Raw genomic sequence first — 26,105 nt, 5'->3', positions numbered from 1 at the left:
GTGGAGAAGGCCTATTTTTGATCTAAAGGAAAAGCCGGGGGCAAAAATTGCCGCCGGCGGGTGAATTCGGTGGCGAACCAATCGCGGAAGATTCGCACATTAGCCGAGTTCATCCGTGCCTGCGGGAAACAGAGATAAAAACCCTCGCCGGACGTCTGAAGCCTGTTTAGAGCGGGCTTCAGAATCCCCGTGGCCAGTTCGGTGCGCACATGGGGCTCGGGAACGACTGCCAGCCCCATGCCGCCAATGGCGCATTCGAGGATCATATCGAAGTTGGGCAAGCGCGGACCGTAAATACGGCTCTTGTAGTGCACACCCGCCCCTCGCAGCCAATGCAGCCACAAGCTCGGGCGACTGGAATTCTGAATCAGCGGATATTCCAGCAGGGCCTCATCGCTTGGCAAGCCTTGCAACGGCACCAGTTTCGGCGCGCCAACCACGATCAACTCCTCCTCAAAGAGCAACTGGCTGCGCGCGCCGCTCCAATTGCCTGTACCGCGCACAAACGCAAGATCCAGCTCAGATGCCGCGAAATCGAGGTCGTGGCGGCAGGGATAGACCTCGAACCATGTTTGAGGATGCGCGGTTGCAAAGGCAGTCAGCATCGCCGCGCCCCAGCGCCGCATCAATGTCGGCGGAAAGCCGATTTTCAGCATACTCTGCGCCTTTCGACCGCGGACGGCATCGATGGAGACATCTTCCAGCTTATCGAGGAGGCGCGAAATCTCATCATAATAACGCGCGCCTTCTTCCGTCAGGATCAGTTTCGGGCCGGCTCGCTCGAACAGGGTAAGACCAAGAAAATCCTCAAGGTTTTTTATCTGCCGACTGATGCCGCTTTGCGTGATCCCCATGTCCTCGGCAGCCTTGGTAAAGCTCAGATGACGCACGGAGGCATCGAATGCATGCAGGGCGCTCAAGGACGGCAGAAAACGGCGCATGACGAAGCTCCTGTTGATCAGCATGAATAAAAGTCATGAAGAACCCATTTTTCAATGCTTTTCTTCGGGGAAATTTGGCTCCAGTCTTTCCACAAAAGAAAGTGGGAACGACATGGACTACGGCGACAGCATTGACCGCAATCTGCTCAGCATGCTGGAGGAAAACGCACGCGTAACGGCCAGTGAATTGGCGCGACGTGTCGGGCTGGCGCGCTCAAGTGTCCAAGAGCGTATCGAGCGGCTGGAACGCCGTGGCGTCATCCTTGGCTATCGTGCCATCGTCGGCCGTCGCGAGATTGATCAAAGCGTTTCAGCCTATATCTTCATTACCACCGCCCTGCGCGCGACGCAGAGGCTGTTTGCAGTATTGCGCGGCTATCCCGAGATCCTGACCGCCGACGCGATCAGCGGCCCGGCCAACATTCTCTGTCGCGTGAACGTCAATTTTTTGGAAGATCTGGAAGCACTCATCGAAGAGCTTGCCCGGATCGAAGAAATCGAAAGCGTGACCTATTCCGTCGTGCTTTCCAACAAAATCAATCGCGAAAACGCATTGATCGCCCGTAAGGCGCAATAGGGAACGAGCAATCAACTGGGATATGACCATGAACAGACGTGACTTCGGAAGGGCAGTGCTGCTCACAGGCGCTGCTGCGCTACTTCCATCCTCCGCGCTTCTTGCAGCGACCGAAGGTCCGACGCTCGAAGCGATCCGGGCGCGTGGCGCGCTGCGGATCGGCGTGTTTGCAGGCACCGAGCCTTATTATCACAAGAATCTCGCAACCGGAGAATGGGAAGGTTTCTGCGTCGCGATGGGACACGACCTCGCGCAATATATCGGCGTCAAGCTGGAACTGGTCGAGACGACCTGGGGCAACTCGGTGATCGATCTGCAGAGCAACAAGATCGACATCATGTTCGGGCTGAGCAACAGTCCGGAGCGCGCCAAGGTTGTCGACTTCACCAAGGCGCTGATGGACAATACCTTCACACTCGTTGCTCGCAAGGGTCTGGAGGTAACGAAGTGGGAGGAAATGAACAAGCCGGAGATGCGGGTGGCCGTCGACCTCGGCTCGACGCAGGACAATTTCGCCCGCAAGAACCTGCCGAACTGCACGCTGGTCGCGCTCAAATCTGCCGATGAGACCATTCTGGCGCTTCAGTCGGGTCGTGCCGACGCCATCATCCAGGTGGCGCTCCTTGCCGTGGTGACGACGAAACACCTCGCTCCAAACGTCAAACTCATCATTCCGGATCCCCATGGAAGCCAGCCGACTACGATCGGTGTGCGCCGTGATCCGAATGGCGAATTCCGCGACTATGTCGATGCCTGGCTTGCGGAGCGCCGTGGGCAAGGCAAAGTCTCGAGCTGGATTGTCGAAAGCTTGGCGCTCGTGGGTGTCGACAAGGCCGCGCTGCCTGCAAACCTGACCTTCTGACAGGCACGACCATGTCCGTCTCTTCGGGTGCGTTGGGCATCATCATGCTGGATACGACGTTCGAACGTCCGCCCGGCGATGTCGGCCATTCTGCGTCATGGCGCTTTCCGGTCAAGTTCCGCCGGGTGCGCGGCGCCTCCGTTTCTCTCGTCGTCCGCGCAGACGGCGAGGGTCTCGTCGAAGATTTCGTCGCCGCGGGACGAGAGCTGATCTCGGAGGGCTGCAGCGCGATCATCACGTCTTGCGGCTTCATGGCGCGACACCAACGAAAACTGGCCGAGGCGCTGGGCGTGCCGGTCGCCGCCTCCAGCCTGATGCAGCTGTCCATGGTCGAAATGGCGCTCGGCGCGGGCCTGCGCCCCGGCGTGATAACCTATGATGCAGCCAGTCTCGGTCCACAAGTGTTTGAAGCCTGCGGGGCCGATCCGTCCGTTCCCGTGCGCGGCGTGCCTGCCGGTGGGGCATTTCACGCACTCGTCGAAGGCTCGGCAGCATATGATTATGCGGCTTTGGAGGCGGAGGTGATCGATGCAGCCCGAAGGCTTGTCGCCGAGCATCCATCCGTCGGCGCCATCGTGCTGGAATGCACCAACATGCCGCCCTTTGCCCAGGCGATTTCGGCTGCCCTCGATCTCCCCGTCTTCGACATCCTGACGCTTGGCGAGTGGCTTTTCACCTCAACCTCTCCCCGGACCTTCCGCCGGGCCGAACAAAGCGCGCTGTGATGCAATATCAATGGGACTTCTCCGGCCTTTGGCAGTATCGCGGCCTGTTTCTTCAAGGCTTGGGCTACACGGTCGGCTTTACCATTCTGACCATCGTCTCCGGAATTGTCGTCGGCACGGTCTTTGCTCTTGCCCGACTTTCGGGTTTGAAAATCGTCACCGTTCCGATCATGACGATCGTGGAACTGTTCCGCTGTACGCCTGTCCTCGTGCAGCTGGTCTGGTGTTACTATGCCCTGCCCATGCTGGTCGGAATCCAGATCTCGCCAGCGATGGCAGCCTTCATCACGCTTACCATGTACGGCGCCGCGTTCTATGCCGAGATCATTAGGGGTGGCATCGTCTCGATCGATACTGGGCAATGGGATGCAGGTCGAGCGATCGGCATGCGACGAGGTCAGTTGATGGCCAAGATCATCTTGCCGCAGGCGCTGCGCCGCATGGTGCCGCCGCTGGTCAATCAGTCCGTCCTGCAGCTCAAGAACACCTCGCTTCTGTCCGTGCTCGCCGTGCCTGACCTGCTCTATCAAGGTCAGCTCGTGACATCAGCCACCTACCGGCCGCTCGAAACCTACACCTTGATTGCATTCATCTATCTGGCCGTCCTGTTTCCTATGACACGCGTGGCGCATTGGCTGGAGGGTCGCAGGACATGAATAGCGAGATCCGGACGATGGCGGGTACGGAACCGATGATCGAGGTGGTGGGCCTGAAGAAATCCTTCGGTCCTCTCGACGTCTTGAAGGACATCAACCTTTCCGTGCCGCGCGGTCATGTGGTGGCGATGATCGGGCCAAGCGGTTCGGGAAAGTCGACGCTGTTGCGCAGCCTCAATCTGCTGTCATTGCCGGATGCGGGCTGCATTACCATCGGCGGAAGGCGGATGGATTTTTCCGCAAGCCGGGTTGCCATGCGCGATCGGGATCTCGCAGCCTTCCGTGCCAATACAGGGATGGTGTTTCAGAACTTCAATCTGTTCCCGCATATGAGCGTCATCGACAATGTGATGGTCGGGCCGGTGAGCGTGTTGAAGCAGGACAGGAGTTCCGCCCGGACCGTCGCCATGGAGCTTCTCGCCAAGGTCGGCCTGGTCGCGAAAGCCGACGCGCGGCCGGAGCAGCTTTCGGGTGGACAGAAGCAGCGCGTGGCGATCGCGCGCGCGCTCGCCATGAAACCGGAAGTCATGCTGTTCGATGAGGCCACCTCTGCCCTCGACCCTGCACTGGTCAGCGAGGTTCTGGCGGTCATTCGCCAACTTGCCGAGCACGGGATGACGATGATCCTCGTCACCCATGAGATGGCATTTGCCCGCGAAGTCGCCGACACGGTCATCTTCATGCAGGACGGCTTCGTCGTCGAGTCGGGTGATGCCCGACAAGTCATCAACACCCCCCGCGAGACGAGAACGCGGGAATTCCTCAGCCATTTCCATGGCGGACTTTCCTGAGAGCAGGACGAAACGGCAATGACAGGCAAGGTAATCGTGGTTGGTGCGGGCATTATCGGTGCCACCGCGGCGTTGAGATTGGCGGAGGCGGGCTGGGATGTCGCGCTTTGCGACGGCAACGCGCCGGGCAGCGAAGCTGGAGCAAGCTACGGCAATGGCGGCTGGATCAGCCCGGCCTCAATCATTCCGATGAGCATGCCCGGTCTGTGGCGAAAGGTTCCCGGCTTCCTTCTCGATCGAAACGGGCCGCTGACGATCGATTGGAGGTCGCTACCGCAGCTGACACCCTGGCTGCTGCGGTTTTTGTGGGCCGGCGCCAGCAAGAACCGCGTGCGCCGGACCGCGAAATTGCTGAACTTCCTGCTGCATGATGGCCCCGAGCGACATTTGGAACTCGCACGAAAGACCGGACAGGAGCAGCTCGTTCTTCAAAAAGGGCTGCTCTACGCCTATCCGGATCGGGCTGCCTTCGAGGCCGAAGCGCTGAGTTGGGAGCTGCGCCGAGAAAACGGCGTTGCATATGAGGAGTGGGACGAGACCGAAATCCGGAGAAAGCTCCCGGCTCTCGGTCCCCCCTACCGGTTCGCCATCCATGTGGTGAACGGTGCCCATTGCCGCGATACCGGACGCTATGTGGCCGGCATTGTGGAATCCGCCCGACACAAGGGCGTACGGTTTCACCAGTCTGCCGTGACCGCCATCCTGGACGGCCCGACGCCGCAAGTAGTACTTGAGGGTGGCGAGACGCTATCAGCCGACCGCATCGTCGTGGCTGCAGGCATACATTCCGGCCGCCTGCTTCGCCCGCTCGGCGTGCGCATTCCAATGCAGAGCGAACGGGGTTACCATGTGACCGTAACATCAGGGCAAACACCCTTCGAAATTCCCGTAATGCCGAGTACCGGTCGGATGGCCAACACACCGACCAATATGGGTCTGCGCCTTTCCGGCCAGGTCGAGCTTGCAACCGTGAACAAACCTCCGAATTGGGAGCGCGCTCAGGTGCTGCAACGGCATGCCCTGACGAGCTATCCCTATCTGTCCGTCGACAAGACACCCAGTCTTCGTCTCTGGATGGGGCATCGTCCCTCCACGCCAGATGGCCTGCCGGTGATCGGCCCGCTGTCGCGGCATCCCGGTCTGGTCGCCGCCTTCGGCCACGGACATGTCGGCATCGCGGCAGCTCCCAAGACGGCGGATCTCGTACTCGATGCGCTCGAAAATCGCATCAGCGGCGACGCACATCCTTTTCTGCCCAGCCGTTTCAGGCAATAACCGGCCATTCGTCCAACGCAAATCTCAAAATAATGCTCTTGAAGGGAAGCGAACCGCTGTTTTCGTGTCGCATCCCACATTATCAATGACTTAGGCATTCCAATCGGCGTAGTACGATTTATGGGACTGGCGGAACTATTTACCCTTTGTCTCTCCAATGAGGAGGCGGCTCAATTCTCGGTGGAAATCAACAGCGTCGTCAACTGTTTCGTGACGAAATGCTCGACGTGTTCCGCATGTCATCCTCGTCTGTTCAGAGAAAGCGCATCGCGTAACGCATCGCCGATATAATTGACACTCAAGACGGTCAGAGAGATCGCAAGACCTGGCCATAACGCTCTTGCCGGGCTGGTGCGAATGAAGTCTACACCGTCATTTAGCATTCTGCCCCAAGTCGGAAAGTCGGAAGGAAAGCCGAGGCCTAGGAAGCTCAACGCCGATTCCGCAACGATGGCCGAACTCAGACCGAGCGTCGCCGATACCAGTATGGAACTCATTACGTTTGGTAGAATATGGCGCAGGACGATCTGATGCTCGCGAATGCCGCCGCTTCTGGCCGCAAGGATGAATTCCCGACTTCGCAGGGACAAAACGTCTCCTCGCACCACGCGCGCAGTATGCATCCAGCTCGTTGCGCCGATCACCGATACGATTAGCAGGAAGATACCGGCTTCGGCTCCAACGAGACTGCGTAAGCTATCGCGAAAAAGCAGGATAACCACCATCAGGAGCGGCAGGAGCGGCAGTGAAAGGAAGAGATCGACAAGCCGCATGAGCCATCCGTCCAGGCGCGGCATGGTGCCCGCCAGGATGCCGACAAACGTGCCGATGAAGAGCGACAGCAGCATCGCGGTCAATCCCACGGCAAGCGATATGCGCCCCCCTGCCATCAGCTGAGCTAGAATGTCATGACCGAGATTGTCCGTCCCGAGCGGATGGGCGAGCGACATCACCACATTTCTGGCGCGGATATCCATTTTCCCCGGATCGACCGGATGAACATAAGGGCCGACAAGAATAATCAGGGTGATCGAAAGAAATACGAACGCTCCCGTCACGCTTGCAGGGCTTTGGCGTAGATGTCGCAACACGATCCACAGCGAGGAGTTCCTACGATGTTCGGTGCCTGACCTGGATTCACTCGAAATATCAGTCATAACGAATCCTCGGATCTAGGATGCCGTAGAGCACGTCTGCGATCAGGTTGAACAGAACGATCAGGATCGCGAAGATAAAAGTCAGGCTCTGAACGAGCGGGAGATCAGCGCCCTGGACGGCGGATATCAGAAGTTGGCCGATGCCATTCACCCGAAAGATCTGCTCAGTGACGATCGCCCCGGAGAAAATCGTGGGAACGCCAAGCGCAATCACGGTGACGACGGGGATAAGCCCGTTTCGCAGGACATGGACGAATAATATGATGTGTTCTTTCACGCCCTTGGCGCGAGCGGTTCGTACATAGTCCTGATGAAGGTTTTCCAAGATGGACGAGCGAACAAATCGCGCAATCTGCGACATGTTGTACAAGGTCAGCACAGCAACCGGCAGAACCATCTGCTTGATCTGCTGTATGAATGTCTCCCAGCTCACTACATGGAGATTGGTATCATAGACAGATGGAAACCATTGAAGATGCACGCTGAATATCACGATGAGCAGGACGCCGGTGAAAAAGCTCGGCACGGAATATCCAATCATCGAGATGAACGTGAATATCTGGTCCACCGCAGAATACTGTCGATAAGCGGATATGACACCCATCGGGACAGCCAGAATAATGCCCAGAAGATAGGCAAAGCCAACGACTGTCAGTGTCTGCGGTAACCGCTGTGCTATCAGATCGGCAACAGGACTGCGTGTTGCCCAGGATATCACGCGAAGGCGATTTTCCGCCCCGACATCCAGGCCGGTGATTTGCTGGAAAATATTCAATGGCTCATTGACGACAAACTGATACAGCCACTTCAGATAGCGTAGGAAGAATGGCTGATCGAGGCCCAGAGAAAGGCGAATTTGCTCGCGGACCTCATCGGGAATGGTCATTGGCAGGTTGCCTGTCGGATCTCCGGGAGCAAGGTCAAGGAGCATGAAAATCACAAAGCTGATGATAAGCAGCGTTGGAATGGCGTAGAGCAATCGCCGCATTGTAAAAGCAAACATTAGTCCGTCTCCCGTCTGAACTGCCGCGGCCGCTCGACCAGCCACGACCGAGGCAGCTACTTGCGATGTCTTGTCCAGTCGGCGACATTCCAGAGCTGCGAATCCCAGGACGTCATCCGCACGCCATCGAGGCTGACAGAACGCGCTGCCACTTCGCCGCGATAGACGAGCGGAATGATCGCGCCGTCATTGACCAGCAGGTCGTTCAGCTTCTTGGCAAGCGCCCCTCGAGCGTCCATGCCGGGTGTCTTGGAGAGCTCCATGACAATCCGGTCATATTCGGGATTGCAATAGCGTGTGGAGTTCGCTCCCTGCCAGGCATTCTTGTCACTCGGTATCTTGTTGCATGTCCAGGCGGCCATATAGGCTTCCGGATCAGTTCCGGGGAAATTATTGCTGAACATCTCCAAGTCCGCGTAGAATTTGCGCAGGGTATCCGGATTGCCCGCATCTCCCCCAAAGAAGATCGAGGGATTGATGTTGCGCAGTTCGGTTGCCACGCCAATCTGTGACCACATATCCTTCAGCAGCGCCTGTTCCGATTGGCGAACCGAGTTCGTGGATGTCTGAAAGACAACGGAAAGCCGCACCCCGCTCTTGACGCGGACATTGTCCGGGCCGAGTTTCCAACCGGCCTCGTCGAGCAACTTGTTTGCACCATCGACATCCGGTTTCAGACACCAGTCGACTGCGTTTGACGCATTGACCGCAGGCGCCGGCAGCACATTGCAAGTCGGCCGGCCAGCCTTGCCGTAAACGGCTTCGACGATCAGTTCCCGATCGATCGCCAACGACAGCGCCTTTCGCACAGCCGGATCGCTGAGAAGCGGATTGACGCCCGCTTCGGCGGTTGAGCGCTTGACGCCGAGCGAGGGATCATTTGCGAAGGGGTTTGTATCGACGCGTTCCACCTGTGTGCCGAACGAGGTCACGATAGTTCCCTTCCCGGCGGCTTCCATTTGCTTGAGCACTTCTGGTTCAAGCTGCAAAAACCACGCATAGTCGAACTCGCCTGTTTCGAGAACAGCGCTAGCCGCGGACGTAGGATCGCCGCCGCCCTTTATGGTCAGCGTCGCAAATGCCGGCTTGGCCGGGTCGCGGTAATAGGGATTGGCGTCGAATGTCACAACGTCGTTGGCCTTGAAGTCCCTGACCTTGAATGGCCCGGTCCCATGGGGTGCGAAATTCTGCGCGGTGCAAGTTGACGCCTTGGCACCGGTGCACGCGCCAAACTGCTTCTTCTGGAGGATCGGCGCCATCGCACCGACGAAAGCCGAGTACGGAAAAGGCTTCGGGCTGCTGAAGGTGATCTTAACGGTCAGGGGATCCAGCGCCTCGACTTTGGCGATCTGGTCGAAATAAGCCGCCGCTGCGCAGCCTCCTCCAGGCGCCGTGCAATATTGCCAGGTGAAAACGACATCATCAGCGGTAAAATCTGTTCCGTCAGACCACTTCACGCCGGCCTTGAGCTTCCAGGTGATCGACATCAGGTCGCTCGATATACCGCCGTTTTCAATCGACGGAATAGAGTCGGCCAGCGCCGGCACCATTTTGCCGATCTCGTCGTAGCGAGCGAGGGGCTCCAGCACGACGGAAGAAGCATATTGCTCCTTGGTTCCCCCCGACAAGTAGGGATTGAGCGTGGAGATTGCCTGCCACGACAGGATTTTCAGATCCCCATCCGATCCACGCCCCGCCAGACTAGCAGTTGCGGCAAGCAAAGCGGGTAAGGCACATGCTATTGCAAAGAGCTTTGTTTTCATCGTTTTTGTTCCCACTTTTTGTTTGATTTCGCCCGCTGCTTTGGCGGGCAAATAATTATGGCGAGCAACGATCGAATTCGGCCGGAATGCTCCGCATGAGAGCCTATGGCGCCTCAACCAGAAAGCATCCTCTCGAATGAGGAAGTGCGGCGCATTCTTTCGTAGGAAAGAGTGAAAGAGCTGGCTACAGCCGCACTCCGGCCAAACAGAAAGATCAGACCGTCAAGGGCAACTCGCGGCCGACAAGGTGCAGCCAGTAATTGACGCCAAACGGGATTGCCTCATCGCTGAAATCATATTTCGGATGATGGAGTCCGGCCGACTCGCCGTTGCCGATCAAGATCATCGCGCCCGGCCGCTTTTCGAGCATGAACGCGAAATCTTCCGCTCCCATGGCAGGCCGTGTCGACACGACATCCTCGTGCTTGGCCGTCACCTGCGCGGCTGCGTTGCGCGCTATCTCCGTCTGGTCGGCCCAATTGAATGTGACGGGATAGCCTTCGTAATAGGTCACCTCGGCACTCCCGCCGAACATCGCGGCGCATCCCTCGCAGATCGCCTGGAAGCGTTCCTTGGCCGTCTCCGTATCTTCGCCGCGAAGCGAGCGAATGGTGCCGCGCAAGGTCGCTTCGGGAGCAATCACGTTGTAGGCTTCGCCGGCAAGAACGCGGGTGATGGAAACCACGACCGCGTCCAGAGGGTCGATGGAACGAGAGGCAATCGTCTGTGCCGCAAGTATGATCTGCGCGGCGATGATGACGGGATCAATCGTTGCGTGCGGCCTGGCCGCATGCCCGCCGAGGCCGGTGATCTTGACGTCGAATTCGGCGGTCTCCGCCAGGATCGGCCCGGCGCTTATCGCAAAATGCCCAACGGGGAGCCCGGGCATATTGTGCATGCCATAGACCGCATCGATCGAAAAACGATCCATCAGACCATCCTTCACCATTTCGCGACCACCACCGCCCTTCTCTTCCGCCGGTTGGAAAATGACGGCCACCCGCCCGGAGAAGTTCCTGTCGCGCGCGAGAGCCTGCGCCGCGCCGAGCAGCATGGCCGCGTGCCCATCATGGCCGCAGGCGTGCATATTGCCGGGGATTTCGGATTCCCACGGAACGCCGCTTTCTTCCAGGATGGGCAAGGCGTCCATTTCCGACCGCAGGCCGATCGTTCTCGAGCCGCCGCCCTTGCCGTTGATGATACCGACTAATCCGGTCTGTCCGATGCCGGTCACGATCTCGTCGCAGCCGAATTCCCGTAATTTTGCCTCGATGAAACCAGAGGTAGCATAGACATCAAAACTCAGTTCCGGATGGCGGTGAATGTGATGTCTCCATGCGACGACGTCGCTGTAATTGTCGTGGGATGCCATTCATTTGCTCCAACTACTAGATGAAAACACGATCGGTCGATCATAAAAGGTGCTCGCCATCGGCACGCTATTCCCTGGTTCCTACGTTACCATCCTGCGTGCCGGAGGAGCCGATTGGCATATTTCCCTTCCCTTGCCGGAACGCGGATATCTGCTCGACCATCAACTAAGCTGCACGAAATGTCCGTCGCTGACCTGCTGGAACTCGCGAACAGGCGCCTTGTAACCCAACGGGCGAATGAGGCTGCGGATCTCCTCACCCGAGGCATTGCGCCGCAAACTGCGACGCGCAGGGTCTGGTACGGGCACGGCTGCCATGAGCTTCTTCGTATAGGGATGCTGGGGGTTGTCGAAGATGGAGCTACGCGATCCGATCTCAACGATTTCGCCCATATACATGACCGCCACTCTATGGCTGACGCGCTCAACGACCGCCATGTCATGAGAGATAAAGAGATAGGCGAGACCGAACTGTGATTGCAGATCGAGCAGAAGATTGCAGACCTGGGCCTTTACCGAAACATCGAGCGCGGAAACAGCTTCATCGGCGATGATGATCTTCGGATCGAGCATCAGCGCTCTGGCGATCGCTATGCGCTGGCGCTGCCCTCCGGAAAACTCGTGCGGGTAGCGCTCCAGCATATCCGCCTTCAGGCCAACCTTCTCGAGGAGAGCAGCCGCCTTGTTTCGGGCCTCACGAGGGGTGCCCATCCCATGCGCGAGAAACGCCTCGGCAATCGAGCTGCCGACCTGCATGCGCGGGTCGAGGCTGGCATAAGGATCCTGAAAGACCATCTGAATAGCCCTGCGTGTCAATCGCAGGGCATCCTTGTCGAGGGCAAGAATATCCTTGCCCTGAAAATTGACGGCCCCACTCGTCGGCTCGACAAGGCGCGTGATCGAACGGCCGATCGTCGACTTGCCGCAACCGGACTCGCCGACAAGCGACAGGATCTCGCCGGCACGCAAGGTGAAGGAGACGTCCTCGACGGCATGAATAGCTCCGGACTTGCGGCCAAACATGCCCGTGCGAACGTCAAAGTGCGTCTTCAGGTCTTTCACCTCGAGAAGGACTTTTCCAGGCTTCCGGATAGAGGTATTTTCTTTAAAGGCGGCCGATGCTCCAACGTCGATCGTCGGAAAGCGCACCGGATGTGTGAGGCCTCTCATCGCGCCGAGCTTCGGCACAGCCGAGAGCAAAGCCCGAGTATAGGGCTTGGCACCGTCCCTGAAGACCTCGGCTGTCGCACCCGTCTCGATGGCCTCGCCATGATACATGACGAGCGTGCGATCGGCGATTTCTGCCACGACCCCCATATCATGCGTAATGAACAGAACCGCCATCCGTTCTTCGGCCTGCAATTCCTTTATGAGATCGAGGATCTGGCCCTGGATGGTCACGTCGAGAGCGGTTGTCGGCTCATCGGCAATCAAAAGCTTCGGCCTGCAAGCCAGCGCCATGGCGATCATGACGCGCTGACGCATACCGCCGGAGAACTGGTGCGGGTAATCATGGTAGCGGCTCCTGGCATTCGGAAGACGCACTTTGTCGAGCAGGCGGATGACCTCCGCCTTGGCATCGCTGCGCGACATCCTGCGGTGAATGGCCAATGCTTCCAGAATTTGCTTGCCCACTGGGAAAACAGGATTGAGGCTGGTCATCGGTTCCTGAAAGACCATGCCGATCTCGTTGCCGCGCACGAGCCGCATCTGTTCTTCCCGAAGCGACAACAGATCCCTGCCGGCGAGCATCACCTTGCCCTCGACCCGACTGGCATGGCGCGGCAGCAGGCGCATGATGGCGAGCGACGTAACGCTCTTTCCCGACCCGGACTCACCCACGATGGCGAGGGTCTCGCCCGCGGCGATATCAAGATCGATGCCTTTGACGACGCGCAGCCAGCGGTTACCCAATCGGAAATCAACCGCGAGATCCCTTATCGAAAGAATGCTGTCTTTGCTGACGAGATCGCGCGATGGCGTCTTGACTGGTACAGCATTCACATCTTCAATCTGCATCGAACCGTCCTTTACTGCAGCATCGAGCCGGCAGTCAGTGTTTTAAAATCTGGCTCAGGAAAAGCTTCGTTCGCTCGTGGCGCGGGTTGGCAAAGAAGTCCTGCGGAGCGCCCTCTTCGACGATTTGACCCGCATTCATGAAGATGACGCGATCGGCGACCGCACGGGCAAAACCCATCTCGTGCGTTACGCAGACCATCGTCATGCCATCCCTTGCGAGACTCGTCATCGTCTCCAGCACTTCGGACACCATTTCGGGGTCGAGTGCCGAGGTCGGCTCGTCGAAAAGCATAATCTGGGGCTGCATGCAGAGCGACCGGGCGATCGCGACGCGCTGCTGCTGACCGCCGGAGAGTTGCACGGGGTACTTGTTCGCCTGCTCTGGAATACGGACGCGCTCCAGGAAGCGCAGCGCCGTCTGCCTCGCCTCGGCTTCCGACTTGCCCTTGATCCACATGGGGCCCACCATGCAGTTCATCAGCACAGTCATATGCGGGAAGAGATTGAAGTGCTGAAACACCATGCCGACATTCTTGCGCACGTCGCCAACATTGCGCATCCGGTCATGCAGCGAGATGCCATTGACCGTGATCTCGCCTTCCTGATGCGCCTCAAGCCGGTTGAAACAGCGGATAAGGGTCGACTTGCCTGATCCCGAAGGACCACACACCACGATACGCTCCCCCTTGCGGACAGTCAGATTGATGTCGGTCAACACCTTGAAGCTTCCGTACCATTTCGAGACGTTCTTGACCTCGATGATCTTGTCGTCGTTCATCGCACTTTGCTCCTGGCGTAATGGCGCTCAATGCGCGCTTGAACAAGCTCCAGGCAGATCGACAGTATCCAATAGAGCATGGCCGCCGAAATCAGCATTTCCATATGCTGAAAGGTCTTCTGACCCAGGGTGCGCGCCAGAAACATCAGCTCCCACACGCCGATCACCGAGACGAGCGAGCTATCCTTCAGCATGGAGATGAACTGGTTTCCAGTCGGGGGAATGATAACGGGAAGGGCCTGCGGCAAAATGATCTTGCGCATCGTAAGGCCAAAGCCAAATCCCATCGATCGCGAGGCTTCCCACTGGCCACGATCGATACTCTGGATGCCCGATCGAAAGATCTCGGTCATATAGGCACCATAGCAAAGCGAGAGCGCAAGGATGCCGGCTGGAACCGCATCGATCACGAAGCCGAGCTGCGGCAGGCCTAGATAGATCAGGTAAACCTGCATCAACAAGGGCAGGCCACGAAAGAACGAGGTGTAGAAGCTGGCGATGGCATAGGCAAAGCCATTATTCGAGAGTTTCGCAACGGCACCCAGAACGGCGATCGCCGATGCAATGACAATTGATACGGCCGATACATAAATCGTCGTAACAAGTCCCTGCGTGATGAGGAAAGGGAGCTTTTCCTCGATGAACGGCACGCTCAGATGGAATGTCTCAAAGAAGGCGAGAAAAAGGATCAGAAGCTCAAGCCATACGATGGCGATTTGCAGCCTGAGCGGCGCAAAGCCGATAAGGACGACATTCAGGGCAAACATGACTGCGATGGCGAATGCCACGGCAAAACGTCCGTAAAGGCCCGACGTCGCGGGGTCGCCGATCACCGGGCGCATAAGCTCGCCAAATGACGTGCCGGTCAAATTGAACAGCAGAAAAATAGCCAGAACCGTCGCGAAAAGTGTTGCGATGAACCAGGGCTTGTGAACCAAGACTTCGGATTCGACCGTATCGGGATAAAGCATCTCTTTCCCCTTCAACCAGTTCGGCGGCTTGAGCGAGTAAGCCGCCGAGATTGATGTCCGCTACTTCACGACCGTATAGTCGACGCCGTACCACTTGACAGACAGCTTGCTGAGTGTGCCATCGACCTTCATATCCTTTATGGCGTCGGCGATCTTGTCGTTGAACTCCTTGTCGCCATGTTCGATCGCCACCGCGAGCGGCTCGTAGAAGACGGGATCGCCGATCTGCTTAATCGGATAGTTTGCCTTTTTCGCATCGATGATGCTCGGCAGGGAGGAAACAACCGCGTCGAGGCGCGTGCCGTCACCCAGGCGCAGATCGTCGAATGCCGTGGTCGAATTCGCGTAGGATTTGACCTCTTTCGGCTTGAATTCGTACTTGAATGGAGGCGCACCGGCCGCATCCAGGGTCAGTTCCTGCTTGGCATAGGCCTCGAAGGTCGAGGTCGCCGTGGTTCCCACAACCTTGCCGTTGAGGTCGGAAAGCTTGGTTACCTTGCTATCCTTGTGGACCGCGACTGCAGCCGGCGTGTAGTAGTAAACCGCCGGAAAATCGAAGATCTCGGCGCGCTTCTTCGTCGGCGTCATCGAGCCGACATGCATGTCCCAGCGTCCCGCCCAATTGCCGGCGGTAATGATGTCCCAGCCTGGCGTCACAAACTCGACCTTCACGCCGAGACGCTTGCCGATATCCTTGGCAACGTCGATGTCGAAGCCGTCAAGCTCGTTCTTGTCGTTCATAAAGGACTGTGGCGCCCAATTGGCGTCCGTCGCAACCTTCAGATCCTTGGCCGCCATGACGCGGTCGAGGACGGCACCGGCATTGGCTGGGAGGGCGGCGAAGGCCACGGCAAGCGATGCTGCCGCTGCGGAAATCTTGGTCAGTCTGTTCATGCGATGGTTCCCTTTATTGTCATTTTTGGTTTTTGGCCCGGGCTCATTTCCGTACCGTCATGCAATCTTGATGTCGAAGAGACCTTTTCGTCTTCCGGCGATTTGAAGCAGCCGCAGGCCGGCCGCTTCCTTGAATCGATGGAAGTCAGAGCTCTCCTTTCTGGCGCATCTCGTCGCGGATGGAGCGCGCGACCCGGAAGGCTTCAACACCAGCCGGAATGCCGCAATAAACCGCGATCTGCACGAGCGCTGCCCTCAGTTCGTCATCGGTCAGGCCGTTGCGGATCGCGCCGCGAAAATGGATGCCGAATTCATGCATGCGGTTCAGCGCCGCCAGCATGCCGAGGTTGAGGAGACTGCGCTGCTTGAGATCGAGCCCTTCGTCGGTCCAGGCCGTGCCCCAGCAATATTCGTTGAGCACGTCCTGGAACGGTGCCGAGAAGCTGTCGGCGCCGTTGATGGCGCGGTCGACATAGTCGTCGCCGAGCACCTTGCGGCGAAGGGCCTCACCGCTTTTTCTGAGCGCCTCATCCATGGTTCGTTTCCTTGGCGGCCAGGAAGCCGCGCATCAGGTTCGCCACCGTTTCCGGCGCCTCGATCAGGATTGAGTGACGCAGCCCCGGCAGGATTGACAGCGTCGAGCCCGGGATACGCTCGTGCATGTAGCGGGCCATGCGCGGATTGGATCCGGCATCGTCTTCCCCCGTCGCGATCAGCGTTGGGCAGCGGATCTGGTCGAGGAAGCCGCCGAAGTCGGTCTCGGCGAGCACGCGGTAGGCCGCCGCATAGCATTCCGGATCGTTCTCGGCATCGCGCTGGCGAAGCATTGCGATAACCTCCGGGTTTGCGGCCTGGAATTCTTCACTCAGCCAGCGCGATAGCGAGGCATTGTGATGATCAGCAGGAGTGCCGGCCCGCAGCGCCGCGAGGCGCTCCAAAACCCGCGTCCGCTCTTCCGGCGTCCGGCCGGCCACTGTCGATAGCAGCACGAGCTTGCGCAGCCGCTCCAGGTGGGTCAGCGCCAGGCGCTGGGCGATCAGCCCGCCGAGCGAAAAGCCGGCGAGATTAAAATTCGAGAAGCCTGCCTTATCGGCAAGCGCCAGTGCCTCATTGACGAAATCGTCGATCTCGTAGCGCCCCTTTATCCGGCTCGAATAACCATGGCCGCGAAGGTCGAATGTCAGGATCGTGAATCGATCCTTGAGACGCTCGACGACGCCGGCCCAGGCCTCGAGATAGGAGCCGACGCCATGAATGCACACGAGCGGATCGCCGCTACCATCGATGCGATAGTTGAGCGTGACGTCGCCGACGGTATGGCGCTCGGTCTTAGCCATATCAGCCCACCGCCGTCTTGCGCTTCTGCTCCTTCTCGCGTGCAGCAAAGAAGGGCAGGATTTCCTTGACAAACAGTTCCAGCGTGCGCTTCTGCAGCTCGAAAGGCAGGTTGAACGTCAGGCCGAGACAGTATTGGTCGACACCGGCGGCCTCGTAGACCAGCAGTTTCTCGATCGCTTCGTCCGGTGTCCCGAACATCAGGTTCTTGCGGATATTATCGGGGTTATAATTGTCCTTGCCCTTCACCGCCTCGTAGGGAACGGCTTCGGGAAAGCCCTCGCGGACCGTACCGATGTTCTGCATGAGGTTTTCAAAAGCGCGGCCATAATCCATGCTGTGCTTTACCGCGAGCTCCCACCCATCCGGCTTGTCGTAAACGCAGGTGCGGCGTTGCATCATGAAGCGCGGGCGCGGTACCTCGGGATGATCGGCAACCGCCTTGGTGAACTTGTCGGCCAGAACCTGGATCTCGGCTGCCGGCTGCGAGAGCGGCGTGGAGAGAATGCTGGCACCGTTGGCGATCGCCCAGTCGAAGGAGCCCGGATCGCGGGCGGCAACCCAGATCGGCGGATGCGGCTGCTGCAGCGGCTTCGGCACTGAGGTCGCAGTCGGGAATTTCCAGTAGTGCCCGTCATGGGCATAGTCGCCGGTCCAGAGTTTCTTCACAGCCGGGACGATCTCCTTCATGTAGGCGACACCCTCCTGCTGCGGCATGCCGCCGGCCATCCGGTCGAACTCATACTGGTAGGAACCGCGGGCGATGCCGAATTCCAGGCGGCCGTTGGTCAGATGATCGCAGAGCGCGGATTCACCGGCGAGACGGATCGGGGTCCAGTAGGGCGCGACCAGCGTCGAGGTACCCAGGCGGATCTGCTCGGTATGCTGCGCCAGCCAGACGAGCGTCTGGAACGGATTGGGAGAGATCGTACATTCGATCGTGTGGTGCTCGGCAGTCCAGAGCGCCTCGAAGCCGCCCTCGTCGGCCATGCGTGCCAATTGCAGGAGATTGTTCTTGGCCGTTGACATCGGAATGTCGGGCGAGAAGCGTTCCATGGTCAGCGATACTGCGAATTTCATCTGCTAGCCTCCCTTTCGGGCTCTATTTTCTTTGAGCCGTCACTTCAGACGGATGACGAAGGGGTCCTGCATTGCCCCGGAATAATCGATGATGACGTTCTTCAGGCGTGAGAACTCATGCATCACCTCGAAGCCGCCACGCCGGCCGTAGCCGCTTTCCTTGAAGCCGCCATTGGCGGACATGAAGGAGGCGGACCGGTAGGTATTGACCCACACTGTGCCGGCTTCGATCTGGTTGGCGAAGCGAAGCGCCCGATCGATGTCCTTGGTCCAGATGCCGGAGGCGAGGCCGTAATGGCTGTCATTGGCAAGCGCGATCATTTCCGCCTCGTCGCGGAACGGCATGACGCCGACCACGGGCCCGAAGATCTCGTCGCGCATGAAGCCCATGTCGTTCTGCGCATCGACCATGACAGTCGGCTCGTAATACCAGCCGCCGCTCGAAAGGCCTTCCTTCTGCGGCCGGCGTCCACCGGCCGCAACCTTTGCGCCTTCCTTGACGCCCGAGGCCACGTAACCCTCGACCTTGGAAAGCTGGTCGGCGAGCGCCAGCGGGCCGATATCGGTTTCATCGACCGTCGGCAGGCCGACGCGGATGCGGGCGGTACGGGCAATCAGCGCATCGATGAACTTGTCGTAGATGCTGGCTTCGACGAAGCAGCGCGAACCGGCAACGCAGGTCTGCCCTGCAGCGGCGAAGACGCCGGAGACGACGCCGTTGACGGCATGCTCGATCTCGACATCGCCGAAGACCACATGCGGCGACTTTCCACCGAGCTCCATCGAGCAGGGCACGAGGTTTTGCGCGGCATTGCCGGCGATGCGGCGGCCGGTCGCGGTGCTGCCGGTGAACACATATTTGGCGACGCCCGGATGGCGGGTCAGCGCCTCGCCGGCGCTCTTGCCGGTGCCGGTGACGACGTTGACGACACCTGCCGGGAAGCCGGCTTCATGGATGAGTTCGGCCAGCGCAAGCGTCGAGGCGGTCGCATGTTCCGACGGCTTGATGACAACGGTATTGCCGATCGCCAGGCATGGTGCCAGCGTGCCGGTCAGAAGCATCAGCGGTGAATTCCAGGGCGTGATCATACCGACGACGCCGAGCGGTTCGCGCAGGTTGATGTTCAGCGTATCGGCCCGATTGATCGGAATGGTGTCGCCCTGCAGCTTGTCGGCCATGCCGGCGAAGTAGTGATAGCTGTCCGGCATCGAGCGCATCTGCGCTCGGGTTTCCTTGAGCAGCTTGCCGTTGTCGCGTGTCTCGATATCGGCAAGTGTATCGGCATTGGCGCGGACGAGTTCTGCGAGCTTGCGCACCAGCGCACCGCGGTCAGTCTGCGTCATGCGCCGCCAGGCCGGATTGCGGAAGGCGGCATTTGCGGCCGCGACAGCCGCCTCGACATCATCGACATCGGCTTCGGCTAGATCGTACCAACGCTCGCCGGTGGTCGGGTCGTAGCTGGCGATATAGCTGCCGTTCTTCGGCGCCACGAATTCGCCGTTGATGAACAGGCCCTGTCGCGAACCTTCGATGGAGCTCACTGTCGTCTTCATGTCACTGTCCTTGGTCTTGGGAGGCTTGGATCCAGGCGCGGGCTCCGCCGTCGATCATCGCGACGCGGCCACCGTCGTCTGAATCCATGTAGATGCCGAACCTGCCGGCCTGCCGCTCGCGCACATACCGGCGCAGCATGGAGCGCAATTCGTGGGTGGCGATCGCCCCATAGGGCAGATCGTCGATGGCGAAGAAGCGGAGATCGGCAGGCAAGTTGACGCCCGCCCCCTCACCCGCCAGCCGGGCACGATAGACGAGATAGCCGGGATCGCTATCGGCCACGTCGAAGACGGAATAGAGGAAAGTGTCCTCCGGCATCAGCCGCAGTGCATCGCCGCCTTCGACGACAAGCTGGCTGTCGGCCTTGCGGCGGCGCGCCGAGGGAAGCACCCAGCCGCCCTTGCCATCCGAGCGCAACAGCAGACCGTCACCGGCTTCGATCAGATAGCCGATGATCATGCCATGCGATGCGAGCCAGCCTGATGGCAGCGGATCCTTGACGCTGGCGTAACGACCGCGACAGAAGCCGAGTGGTGCGGTTGGACTGGTGCCGAAAGCGCGGACTTCGCCGATCAGAACAGCATGATCACCGGCATCGACGGTATTGTAGGTCGTGCAATCGAACCAGGTGAGGCTGTCGGTCAAGACAGGTGCGCCGGTGTGGATATGATCGTGTGTGACGGATTGGAACTTGTCCGGCGATTTGGAGGCAAAGGTCGCGGATACATCGACCTGTCCCTCGTGGAGGATATTGACGGCGAAGCAGCCGGCGCCGGTGAAAGCCTGATAGCTGGATGCCGACTTGGCGATGCAGACCAGCAGTAGAGGCGGGTCGAGCGAGACGGAGGTGAAGGAGTTCGCGGTCATGCCGCGCGGCGTTCCGTCCTCGTCGCGGGTGGTGATGACGGTGACGCCCGTCACGAAGGTTCCAAATGCCCGGCGCAGGGCGATCGGGTCGATCGGCGCATCCGCCTTTGCCGCTGTCTCCGCCATGCTGTCTCGCCTCCCTTTCATTGTTGAAAGGAGGCTAGCGCCGCCGGTCCGGCCGTTCTTCCTTGACTTCGACGGAGTGAGCGGAAAACTTCTGCTGTGATCCGTAGGAGACGAAAAGCGGCAAGCAGCATGCGCTGCAAAACCACGGATACCGATTGGCGGCGGTTATTTTTCCGCGCTGACGCGATTGTCGATGACGCCGTGCAGGCGGATGGCCAGCTCGACGGCGAAGCGCTTTTCCGGCGTTTCGACATCGACACCGAAGAGTTCCTGGATACGCGACAGGCGGTAGCGCAGCGTCGTCACATGCAGGCCCATCGTATCGGCACAGGCCTGACTGCGGCAGCCTTCCTGCAGGTAGGTGGAGAGCGTTTCCAGATAGGGCGTGCCATTCTCGCGATCATGCTCGGCGATGGCGCCGACGCTTTCCTGCACGAAGCTACGCACATCGCCTGCCTCGGACGCCGCAACCAGCATCGGCAGCGGCCCGAAATCCTGTGCAGAAACAGCGCCCGTCAGGCCGAAGGAACGGCCGATGCGGATCATCCGGCCGCAACGTTGCCACGCGGCCGGATAATCGGACAGCGCCGCGCAACGATTGCCCGCGACAACAATAGGCGGTTCGTCGAAATAGCGGCCAAGTTCCTCGGCGATACGGCGCGTCAGCTTAACCGTCCGCTCCTGCCTTTTGCTGGCATCATAAGGCACGAGGCAGACAACGCCGCCATCGATGGCAATCAGGTTTGCCTGCAGCGAAGCCTGCTGCATGATGCGGGCAAGCGTATGCTCGACATCGACGGAGGCACCGCCGAAGGCTTTCGTCTTGTCGGGAAAATCGACGACGATCATCTGCTGCGGCACAGAGAAATTCAGCCCCAGCCGCTGAGCGCGCTGGGCGACATCGCCGGCATTGCGCCAGCGTGCCTCGACGATCTCGAAGAATAGTTCGGTCTGGGTGCGGGTTTCGAAGCGGAAGCGAATGAAACTGCGCATCATCTGCACACTGAGCGCGAACTTGGCGCTGTCGAGCATCAACAGATCGAGGTCGCTGAATTCGCGCGAGGTCGGGAAGATGATCAATGCGCCGACCAGCTGGTTATCGACGGTCAGCGGCTCGATACGAGCCGAAATCTTGAAACGTTGCGCGCCGTCATCGAGAAACAGACTGGCGGCGTCGGTCGTGCCGCGATCGATCGCCTCGCGCGCCGCCTTCATCAAGGGACGGGCAAGCGTGGTGGCCGCCGCCGCCTGCCAGGAGGCCTCGTCGTAGAGCGCATTCGGCGGGCATCCTGCGATCACCTGATTAGCCGTGAAATCGACGACGACGGTCGGGTTGGGCAGCATCATGCCGACCATCGCCGAAAGCGGCGCGACGGCACCGTCACTAAGCACATGTTCGAGCAGCGAGGTGTGTGCCTGCAGCGCCCGCTCGAGCCGCTGCGCCGCGCGCTTCTCGGCCTCCAGCCGGTGTTCGCGCTCGACGGCGATGGCGCCCATATGGATAATCGCGCCAAGAAAGGCGAGGTCGTCTTCGGAGACTTCGGTGATCTGGCGCGAGATGACGCTCAGCACCATCGGCCGGCCCTCGGCGTCCTTGCAGTTCATCGGCATGACGACGACGGTGCGGTAGTCGCGTTCGAATGCTTCCTTGCGGTAGCCGGGAAATTCGACGGACTCACGGGCGTCGCGAATATAGACGGGCTCATTGCGCTGCAGGGCGATCAACGACGGGCTGGTCGCCAGCTCCCACCTGTCCGGCAGCTGCCGCTCGATCAGCGTCGGGTCGTAACGGACGATGACATAGGCATTGCCATGCGCCGCATCGATCCCCATGATCGAGCCGAGCGACCAATGGGCATGGCGGCAGGCTGCCGAGATTAGATGCTGCAGCACGGTCTGCAGGTCGCCGCCGCTGTTAATCTGGCTTGCGACGTCGCGGAGCGCCAATATCTGAGACTTCTGATCCAAACTGCCTCGACCTTGATGATTATCAAGCAGCATGCGCCACCGCCGTCAACAAGTCTACTCTGCTTCAGAGGAATCAGATGCTGGACATTTCCTCGGACTGAAGGAAGACGCGCATTCGCCAAAAGCTAGGCTGGAGCAGGCTTCAACATTAGCATCGGCGCGGCACATGACACTTGGCATTCGGAAAATATCGACGTTCATCGAAGAGACATTGGTCGAAGGTGGCAGGGTGGCTCCGCGCCCGCTGACGATGATAGTAGTCGCGGCCGTAATTGAGAACCCCTGGGCCGGCCGTGGGTTTGTTGAGAACTTGCGACCGGAGATCATTCGCATCGCCGGCGACCTCAGCCGCGAGATGACGCGCCGTTTACTGCTCCAGATCGATGCGAACAAGATCGAGGCCTGTGGCAAGGCTGCGGCGACGGGCGTAAACGGCGAAATCGAGCATGCCTCCGCGATGATCCATACGCTGCGGTTCGGCAACCCGTTTCGCGACGCGATCGGCGGCACCAATTACCTAGAATTCGCGAACACCCGCAATGGTCCGGGTGCGCTTCTATCGCTGCCAATGATGCACAAGAGCGAGAGCGGCAAACGCTCGCACTTCCTGACCGCGAATTTCGTGGTCCCCGACGCGCCCGGCCCGGACGAAATCATCGTGGCGATCGGCGCTGCCGATGGTGGTCGTCCCCACGCGCGTATCGCCGATCGCTTTCAGGATATTGCCGAGATGGAAGCCGAAAAGGTAGTGCAGAGTTAGCGGCAACGAAGATCGATGCGGTCGACCTCAGAATTCTCGATGCGATTCAGCGAAATGGCCGCATTACCAAACTAGATTTGGCAGAAAAGGCCGGCCTTTCGCCGACGCCCTGCTGGATGCAGCTGCGCAAGCTCGAGAAGGCGGGGATCGTCACCGGCTATCATGCGCGCAGAGACCGGTAACTTCCCTGGGGTCAGAGGTCAGGCGACACGTAGCAGAGGCGGCTTTGGGCATCCGCATACGCAATTGCTGCGCAATAGCGCGAGGTTAGGAACCAGTGCTGGTTCAGGCGCTCCGCTCGGAAGCGGCCGTTGAACGCGTCAATGAACGCGTTATCGGTCGGCTTGCCTGGTCCTGAGAAGTCCAGGGTTACGCCCTTGACATAGGCCCACAGGTCGAGATCGCGGGACACGAACTCCGTTCCCTGATCAACACGGATCGTCTTGGGATAGCCAACCTGGCGGCAAACGCGATCGGAACACGCTCTCTAATGGCTGTTATGCCCGCATGGCTGTGCTCCACGATTGATCTGTCGGTTCTCGGGCTCACCAACGGGTCAGTATCCCAAATGGTACCCGATCGGGAAGAGGGGATTACGGGTGTCGTGCGGTACATCCGATTTCTGCGCGCGCACGTCGTCCATCGATGACGGAAGCTCGAAGGGTAGGCTACCTTCTGCCTTCTGCTTGCCCTCAATTGCGTCGAACAGAGCTGCGTCGCTTGCGCCAAAATTGGCGAGGATGGCAGTAGCAGGCTCGCGTATCCCGGTGAGGATCGCCGGCCGCGCCAGATAGACCGTGACGATGGTCGGGGCCTCCTTCGCGGCACTCTTGAAGGCCTCGAAGTCTGCATTGCCGTCCTTGAAATCAAGATCGCCCTCCTGGTGACGGGAACCGAAGAAATAATTCATGTGCGGCTGCTGATAGGGTGCATTCAGTCGCACCAGCGCGAAATCGGCTTCACGGGCTGTGGCAACGACTGTAAAGCCTCGGGCGGCCGCCACTTTTGGATCGACGCCGTAAAGGAACACTTTCTTGCCGCTCTGGAGCGGCAAAAGCTTGGCTTTATTGTCGAGCAGCACCATTGCCCTGGCCTGCGCGGCGTTCGCCTCTGCCGCAAATGCCGGATTGCCGACGATCGAGCGCGCCTTTTCGGGATCGACATAGGGATTCTCGAACAGGCCTTGTTCGAACTTCTGGATCAATATCCGAGTTGCAGATTGATCAATGCGCTGTTCTTTGATCTTTCCTTCCTTCACGGCCTGAACCAGAAGATCGGAAGAAGTGACGCCACCAAACTGATCGACGCCGGCATTGACCGCCTTTGCGAACCGGTCGACGCGGCTCAAATCCTCCACACCCCAAGGCATGCCGAAGGTTTCCTCGTCCAAAGTCGGCTTTACACCCGGCTTCTCGCCATCCAGGCAAGTTCCCTTGCAGTCGTTGGTGATAAGCCAATCGCTGAGAACGACACCATCGAAGTCGTACTGGCCACGCAGCAGGTCGGTCAGAAGCTGCTTGCTGTATCCTGCGCCCACCGGCTCCAGCGGCTTGCCGTTAAGGGTCACGCCGTCCAGGATCGAATATGTCGGCATCACGCCCCCGACCTTTGCCTTGAAGGCGCCCTCGAAAGGGATAAGATGCTCGGCAAAATTGTTGCCGGGAAAGGTCGCATGGCGGCCATAGGCGTTGTGACTGTCGTACCCGTCCTTTGCCGCGCCATAACCGACCCAATGCTTGGCAACGGCGACGACGCTGTCTTTGTTGATACCATTCTCACCGTTCTGGAACCCGGCGACATAGGCTTCCGCCATGGATTTGGAAAGGTGCGCATCCTCCCCGAACGTGCCGTTGATGCGCGGCCAGCGAGGATCGCTGGCAAGATCGACCTGGGGAGACAATGCCTCCTGGATGCCGACGGCGCGATACTCCTGACGGGCAATATCGCCAAACCGCCGCATGAGCGCAGCGTCGCCGATCGCCGCGAACCCGAGGGTCTCCGGCCATTTCGAGAAGCCCCCGGCCGAAACACTCGCGCCGAGTACGAACTGGAAATGATTGCGCGGATCGGTGCTGATCGTCGCCGGAATCCCAAGCCGGCCAGCTTCCGCGATCTCCTGAAGCTTGTTGTTCTGCTCAGCCAATAGGGCAGGATCACCCGCCAATCGCGTTATGAAGGTCACGACCTTGCGCCCGTCGATCATCTCCGTGGCACGTGCAAGATCATATTCGGTCCCGACCCCCATGCCGGAACCGGGACCGACGGATGGGGCCGTACCATGCATCATCAGGCCGGCCTTCTCCTCTAGCGTCATCTGCTTGACGAGATCGGCGGCCCGCCCCGCAGCCGGGAGGCGCCAGTCCTCATAAGGATCGAGTTTGCCATTGCGATTGAGATCCTTGAAGGAAAGGCCGTCAATGGTCAGCGTCGTGGCGACGCGGGCCGAAAGCGCCGGCTGCTCCTGCGATAAAGCTGTTGAAGCGAGCACCGATACGGCCGCACATAGGGCAATAAACTGTTTCATGGCATCCCTCCCGAAAGAATTTCAATCGATCCCGGCAAATTGAAGGGGCGCAAACCGCGCCGCCTCATGTACTTTGGCGGCCTCTGTGGGCCTGTCGACCTCCATC

The 26,105-nt window shown here is 59.4% G+C and carries 23 protein-coding genes and 2 pseudogenes; 8 read left to right on the top strand and 17 right to left on the bottom strand.

What is annotated here, in order from left to right; genetic code table 11:
* Window positions 1-11: 11 nt before the first annotated feature.
* Window positions 12-941 carry a LysR substrate-binding domain-containing protein gene (locus tag AC13QE_RS18275; protein WP_488484742.1) on the bottom strand — a complete coding sequence of 310 codons (930 nt, stop codon included), beginning with the start codon at window positions 939-941 and terminating at the stop codon, window positions 12-14.
* Here AC13QE_RS18275 and AC13QE_RS18270 point away from each other — a divergent pair.
* Genes AC13QE_RS18270 through AC13QE_RS18245 form a run of 6 tightly spaced genes read left to right on the top strand, consistent with a single transcriptional unit; the run spans window position 940 to window position 5,827 of the window.
* On the top strand, window positions 940-1,518 hold the full coding sequence (locus tag AC13QE_RS18270; RefSeq protein ID WP_488484741.1) for an Lrp/AsnC family transcriptional regulator: 579 nt from the start codon (window positions 940-942) through the stop codon (window positions 1,516-1,518). The two genes, AC13QE_RS18275 and AC13QE_RS18270, sit on opposite strands and share 2 nt — an antisense overlap.
* Before the next feature lie 28 nt (window positions 1,519-1,546).
* Window positions 1,547-2,380, top strand: coding sequence for a transporter substrate-binding domain-containing protein (locus AC13QE_RS18265; RefSeq protein ID WP_488484740.1), 834 nt, complete (start codon window positions 1,547-1,549; stop codon window positions 2,378-2,380).
* 11 nt (window positions 2,381-2,391) lie between these two features.
* On the top strand, window positions 2,392-3,105 hold the full coding sequence (locus AC13QE_RS18260; RefSeq protein WP_488484739.1) for an aspartate/glutamate racemase family protein: 714 nt from the start codon (window positions 2,392-2,394) through the stop codon (window positions 3,103-3,105).
* The gene (locus tag AC13QE_RS18255) at window positions 3,105-3,761 is read left to right on the top strand and encodes an amino acid ABC transporter permease (protein ID WP_132721208.1); all 657 of its coding nucleotides are present in this window, start codon (window positions 3,105-3,107) and stop codon (window positions 3,759-3,761) included. Before AC13QE_RS18260 ends, AC13QE_RS18255 begins: the two co-directional genes overlap by 1 nt.
* On the top strand, window positions 3,758-4,552 hold the full coding sequence (locus tag AC13QE_RS18250; protein WP_488484738.1) for an amino acid ABC transporter ATP-binding protein: 795 nt from the start codon (window positions 3,758-3,760) through the stop codon (window positions 4,550-4,552). The genes AC13QE_RS18255 and AC13QE_RS18250 overlap by 4 nt, the downstream gene beginning before the upstream one ends.
* 18 nt (window positions 4,553-4,570) lie before the next feature.
* Window positions 4,571-5,827, top strand: a complete 1,257-nt coding sequence (locus AC13QE_RS18245) for an NAD(P)/FAD-dependent oxidoreductase (protein ID WP_488484737.1) — start codon at window positions 4,571-4,573, stop codon at window positions 5,825-5,827.
* Between the two features lie 239 nt (window positions 5,828-6,066).
* Here the strand turns inward: AC13QE_RS18245 and AC13QE_RS18240 are convergent, their stop codons facing one another.
* The 14 genes from AC13QE_RS18240 to AC13QE_RS18175 all read right to left on the bottom strand — a co-directional run bounded on the left by AC13QE_RS18240 (window position 6,067) and on the right by AC13QE_RS18175 (window position 22,715).
* On the bottom strand, window positions 6,067-6,984 hold the full coding sequence (locus AC13QE_RS18240; RefSeq protein ID WP_488484736.1) for an ABC transporter permease: 918 nt from the start codon (window positions 6,982-6,984) through the stop codon (window positions 6,067-6,069).
* Window positions 6,977-7,987, bottom strand: a complete 1,011-nt coding sequence (locus AC13QE_RS18235; protein ID WP_488484735.1) for an ABC transporter permease — start codon at window positions 7,985-7,987, stop codon at window positions 6,977-6,979. Before AC13QE_RS18235 ends, AC13QE_RS18240 begins: the two co-directional genes overlap by 8 nt.
* A gap of 56 nt (window positions 7,988-8,043) precedes the next feature.
* Complete coding sequence (locus AC13QE_RS18230) at window positions 8,044-9,750, bottom strand: peptide ABC transporter substrate-binding protein (protein ID WP_488484734.1); 1,707 nt, start codon at window positions 9,748-9,750, stop codon at window positions 8,044-8,046.
* A gap of 214 nt (window positions 9,751-9,964) precedes the next feature.
* Window positions 9,965-11,122, bottom strand: coding sequence for an amidohydrolase (locus tag AC13QE_RS18225; protein WP_488484733.1), 1,158 nt, complete (start codon window positions 11,120-11,122; stop codon window positions 9,965-9,967).
* Between the two features lie 162 nt (window positions 11,123-11,284).
* Entirely contained in the window at window positions 11,285-13,141 is a 1,857-nt protein-coding gene (locus AC13QE_RS18220) for an ABC transporter ATP-binding protein (protein ID WP_488484732.1), read from the bottom strand.
* Between the two features lie 34 nt (window positions 13,142-13,175).
* Entirely contained in the window at window positions 13,176-13,919 is a 744-nt protein-coding gene (locus AC13QE_RS18215) for an amino acid ABC transporter ATP-binding protein (protein WP_488484731.1), read from the bottom strand.
* Window positions 13,916-14,890: an amino acid ABC transporter permease gene (locus tag AC13QE_RS18210; protein ID WP_488484730.1), complete on the bottom strand. Its 975-nt coding sequence runs from the start codon at window positions 14,888-14,890 to the stop codon at window positions 13,916-13,918. The genes AC13QE_RS18215 and AC13QE_RS18210 overlap by 4 nt, the downstream gene beginning before the upstream one ends.
* Before the next feature lie 60 nt (window positions 14,891-14,950).
* Entirely contained in the window at window positions 14,951-15,784 is an 834-nt protein-coding gene (locus AC13QE_RS18205) for a transporter substrate-binding domain-containing protein (RefSeq protein ID WP_132718742.1), read from the bottom strand.
* A 145-nt stretch (window positions 15,785-15,929) separates the two neighbouring features.
* Complete coding sequence (locus AC13QE_RS18200; RefSeq protein WP_488484729.1) at window positions 15,930-16,319, bottom strand: carboxymuconolactone decarboxylase family protein; 390 nt, start codon at window positions 16,317-16,319, stop codon at window positions 15,930-15,932.
* Window positions 16,312-17,121 (bottom strand): alpha/beta fold hydrolase, encoded by an 810-nt coding sequence (locus tag AC13QE_RS18195; protein ID WP_132718737.1) that lies wholly within the window; start codon window positions 17,119-17,121, stop codon window positions 16,312-16,314. Before AC13QE_RS18195 ends, AC13QE_RS18200 begins: the two co-directional genes overlap by 8 nt.
* A gap of 1 nt (window position 17,122) precedes the next feature.
* Window positions 17,123-18,199: an LLM class flavin-dependent oxidoreductase gene (locus tag AC13QE_RS18190; RefSeq protein ID WP_488484728.1), complete on the bottom strand. Its 1,077-nt coding sequence runs from the start codon at window positions 18,197-18,199 to the stop codon at window positions 17,123-17,125.
* Between the two features lie 39 nt (window positions 18,200-18,238).
* Window positions 18,239-19,753, bottom strand: coding sequence for an aldehyde dehydrogenase (locus AC13QE_RS18185; RefSeq protein ID WP_488484727.1), 1,515 nt, complete (start codon window positions 19,751-19,753; stop codon window positions 18,239-18,241).
* 1 nt (window position 19,754) lies between these two features.
* Window positions 19,755-20,747 carry a flavin reductase gene (locus AC13QE_RS18180; protein WP_488484726.1) on the bottom strand — a complete coding sequence of 331 codons (993 nt, stop codon included), beginning with the start codon at window positions 20,745-20,747 and terminating at the stop codon, window positions 19,755-19,757.
* Between the two features lie 165 nt (window positions 20,748-20,912).
* Window positions 20,913-22,715: a helix-turn-helix domain-containing protein gene (locus tag AC13QE_RS18175; RefSeq protein ID WP_488484725.1), complete on the bottom strand. Its 1,803-nt coding sequence runs from the start codon at window positions 22,713-22,715 to the stop codon at window positions 20,913-20,915.
* 166 nt (window positions 22,716-22,881) lie between these two features.
* On the opposite strand from AC13QE_RS18175, the gene AC13QE_RS18170 reads away from it, so the two are divergent.
* Entirely contained in the window at window positions 22,882-23,475 is a 594-nt protein-coding gene (locus tag AC13QE_RS18170; protein WP_488484825.1) for an amino acid synthesis family protein, read from the top strand.
* 11 nt (window positions 23,476-23,486) lie between these two features.
* Window positions 23,487-23,645 (top strand): annotated as a pseudogene (locus tag AC13QE_RS18165) (Lrp/AsnC family transcriptional regulator); the annotation flags it as partial.
* Between the two features lie 95 nt (window positions 23,646-23,740).
* Here the strand turns inward: AC13QE_RS18165 and AC13QE_RS18160 are convergent.
* Both AC13QE_RS18160 and AC13QE_RS18155 read right to left on the bottom strand, forming a co-directional pair.
* A pseudogene (locus tag AC13QE_RS18160) lies at window positions 23,741-23,950 on the bottom strand (integrase core domain-containing protein); the annotation flags it as partial.
* An 81-nt stretch (window positions 23,951-24,031) separates the two neighbouring features.
* Window positions 24,032-25,999, bottom strand: a complete 1,968-nt coding sequence (locus tag AC13QE_RS18155) for a glycoside hydrolase family 3 protein (RefSeq protein WP_488484724.1) — start codon at window positions 25,997-25,999, stop codon at window positions 24,032-24,034.
* Window positions 26,000-26,105 lie beyond the last annotated feature (106 nt).

The sequence above is a fragment of the Martinezella sp. CNPSo 3957 genome (assembly GCF_057784395.1).
Note: the sequence above shows the minus strand (reverse complement) of the source record. Positions and strands in the feature narration are given on the sequence as shown.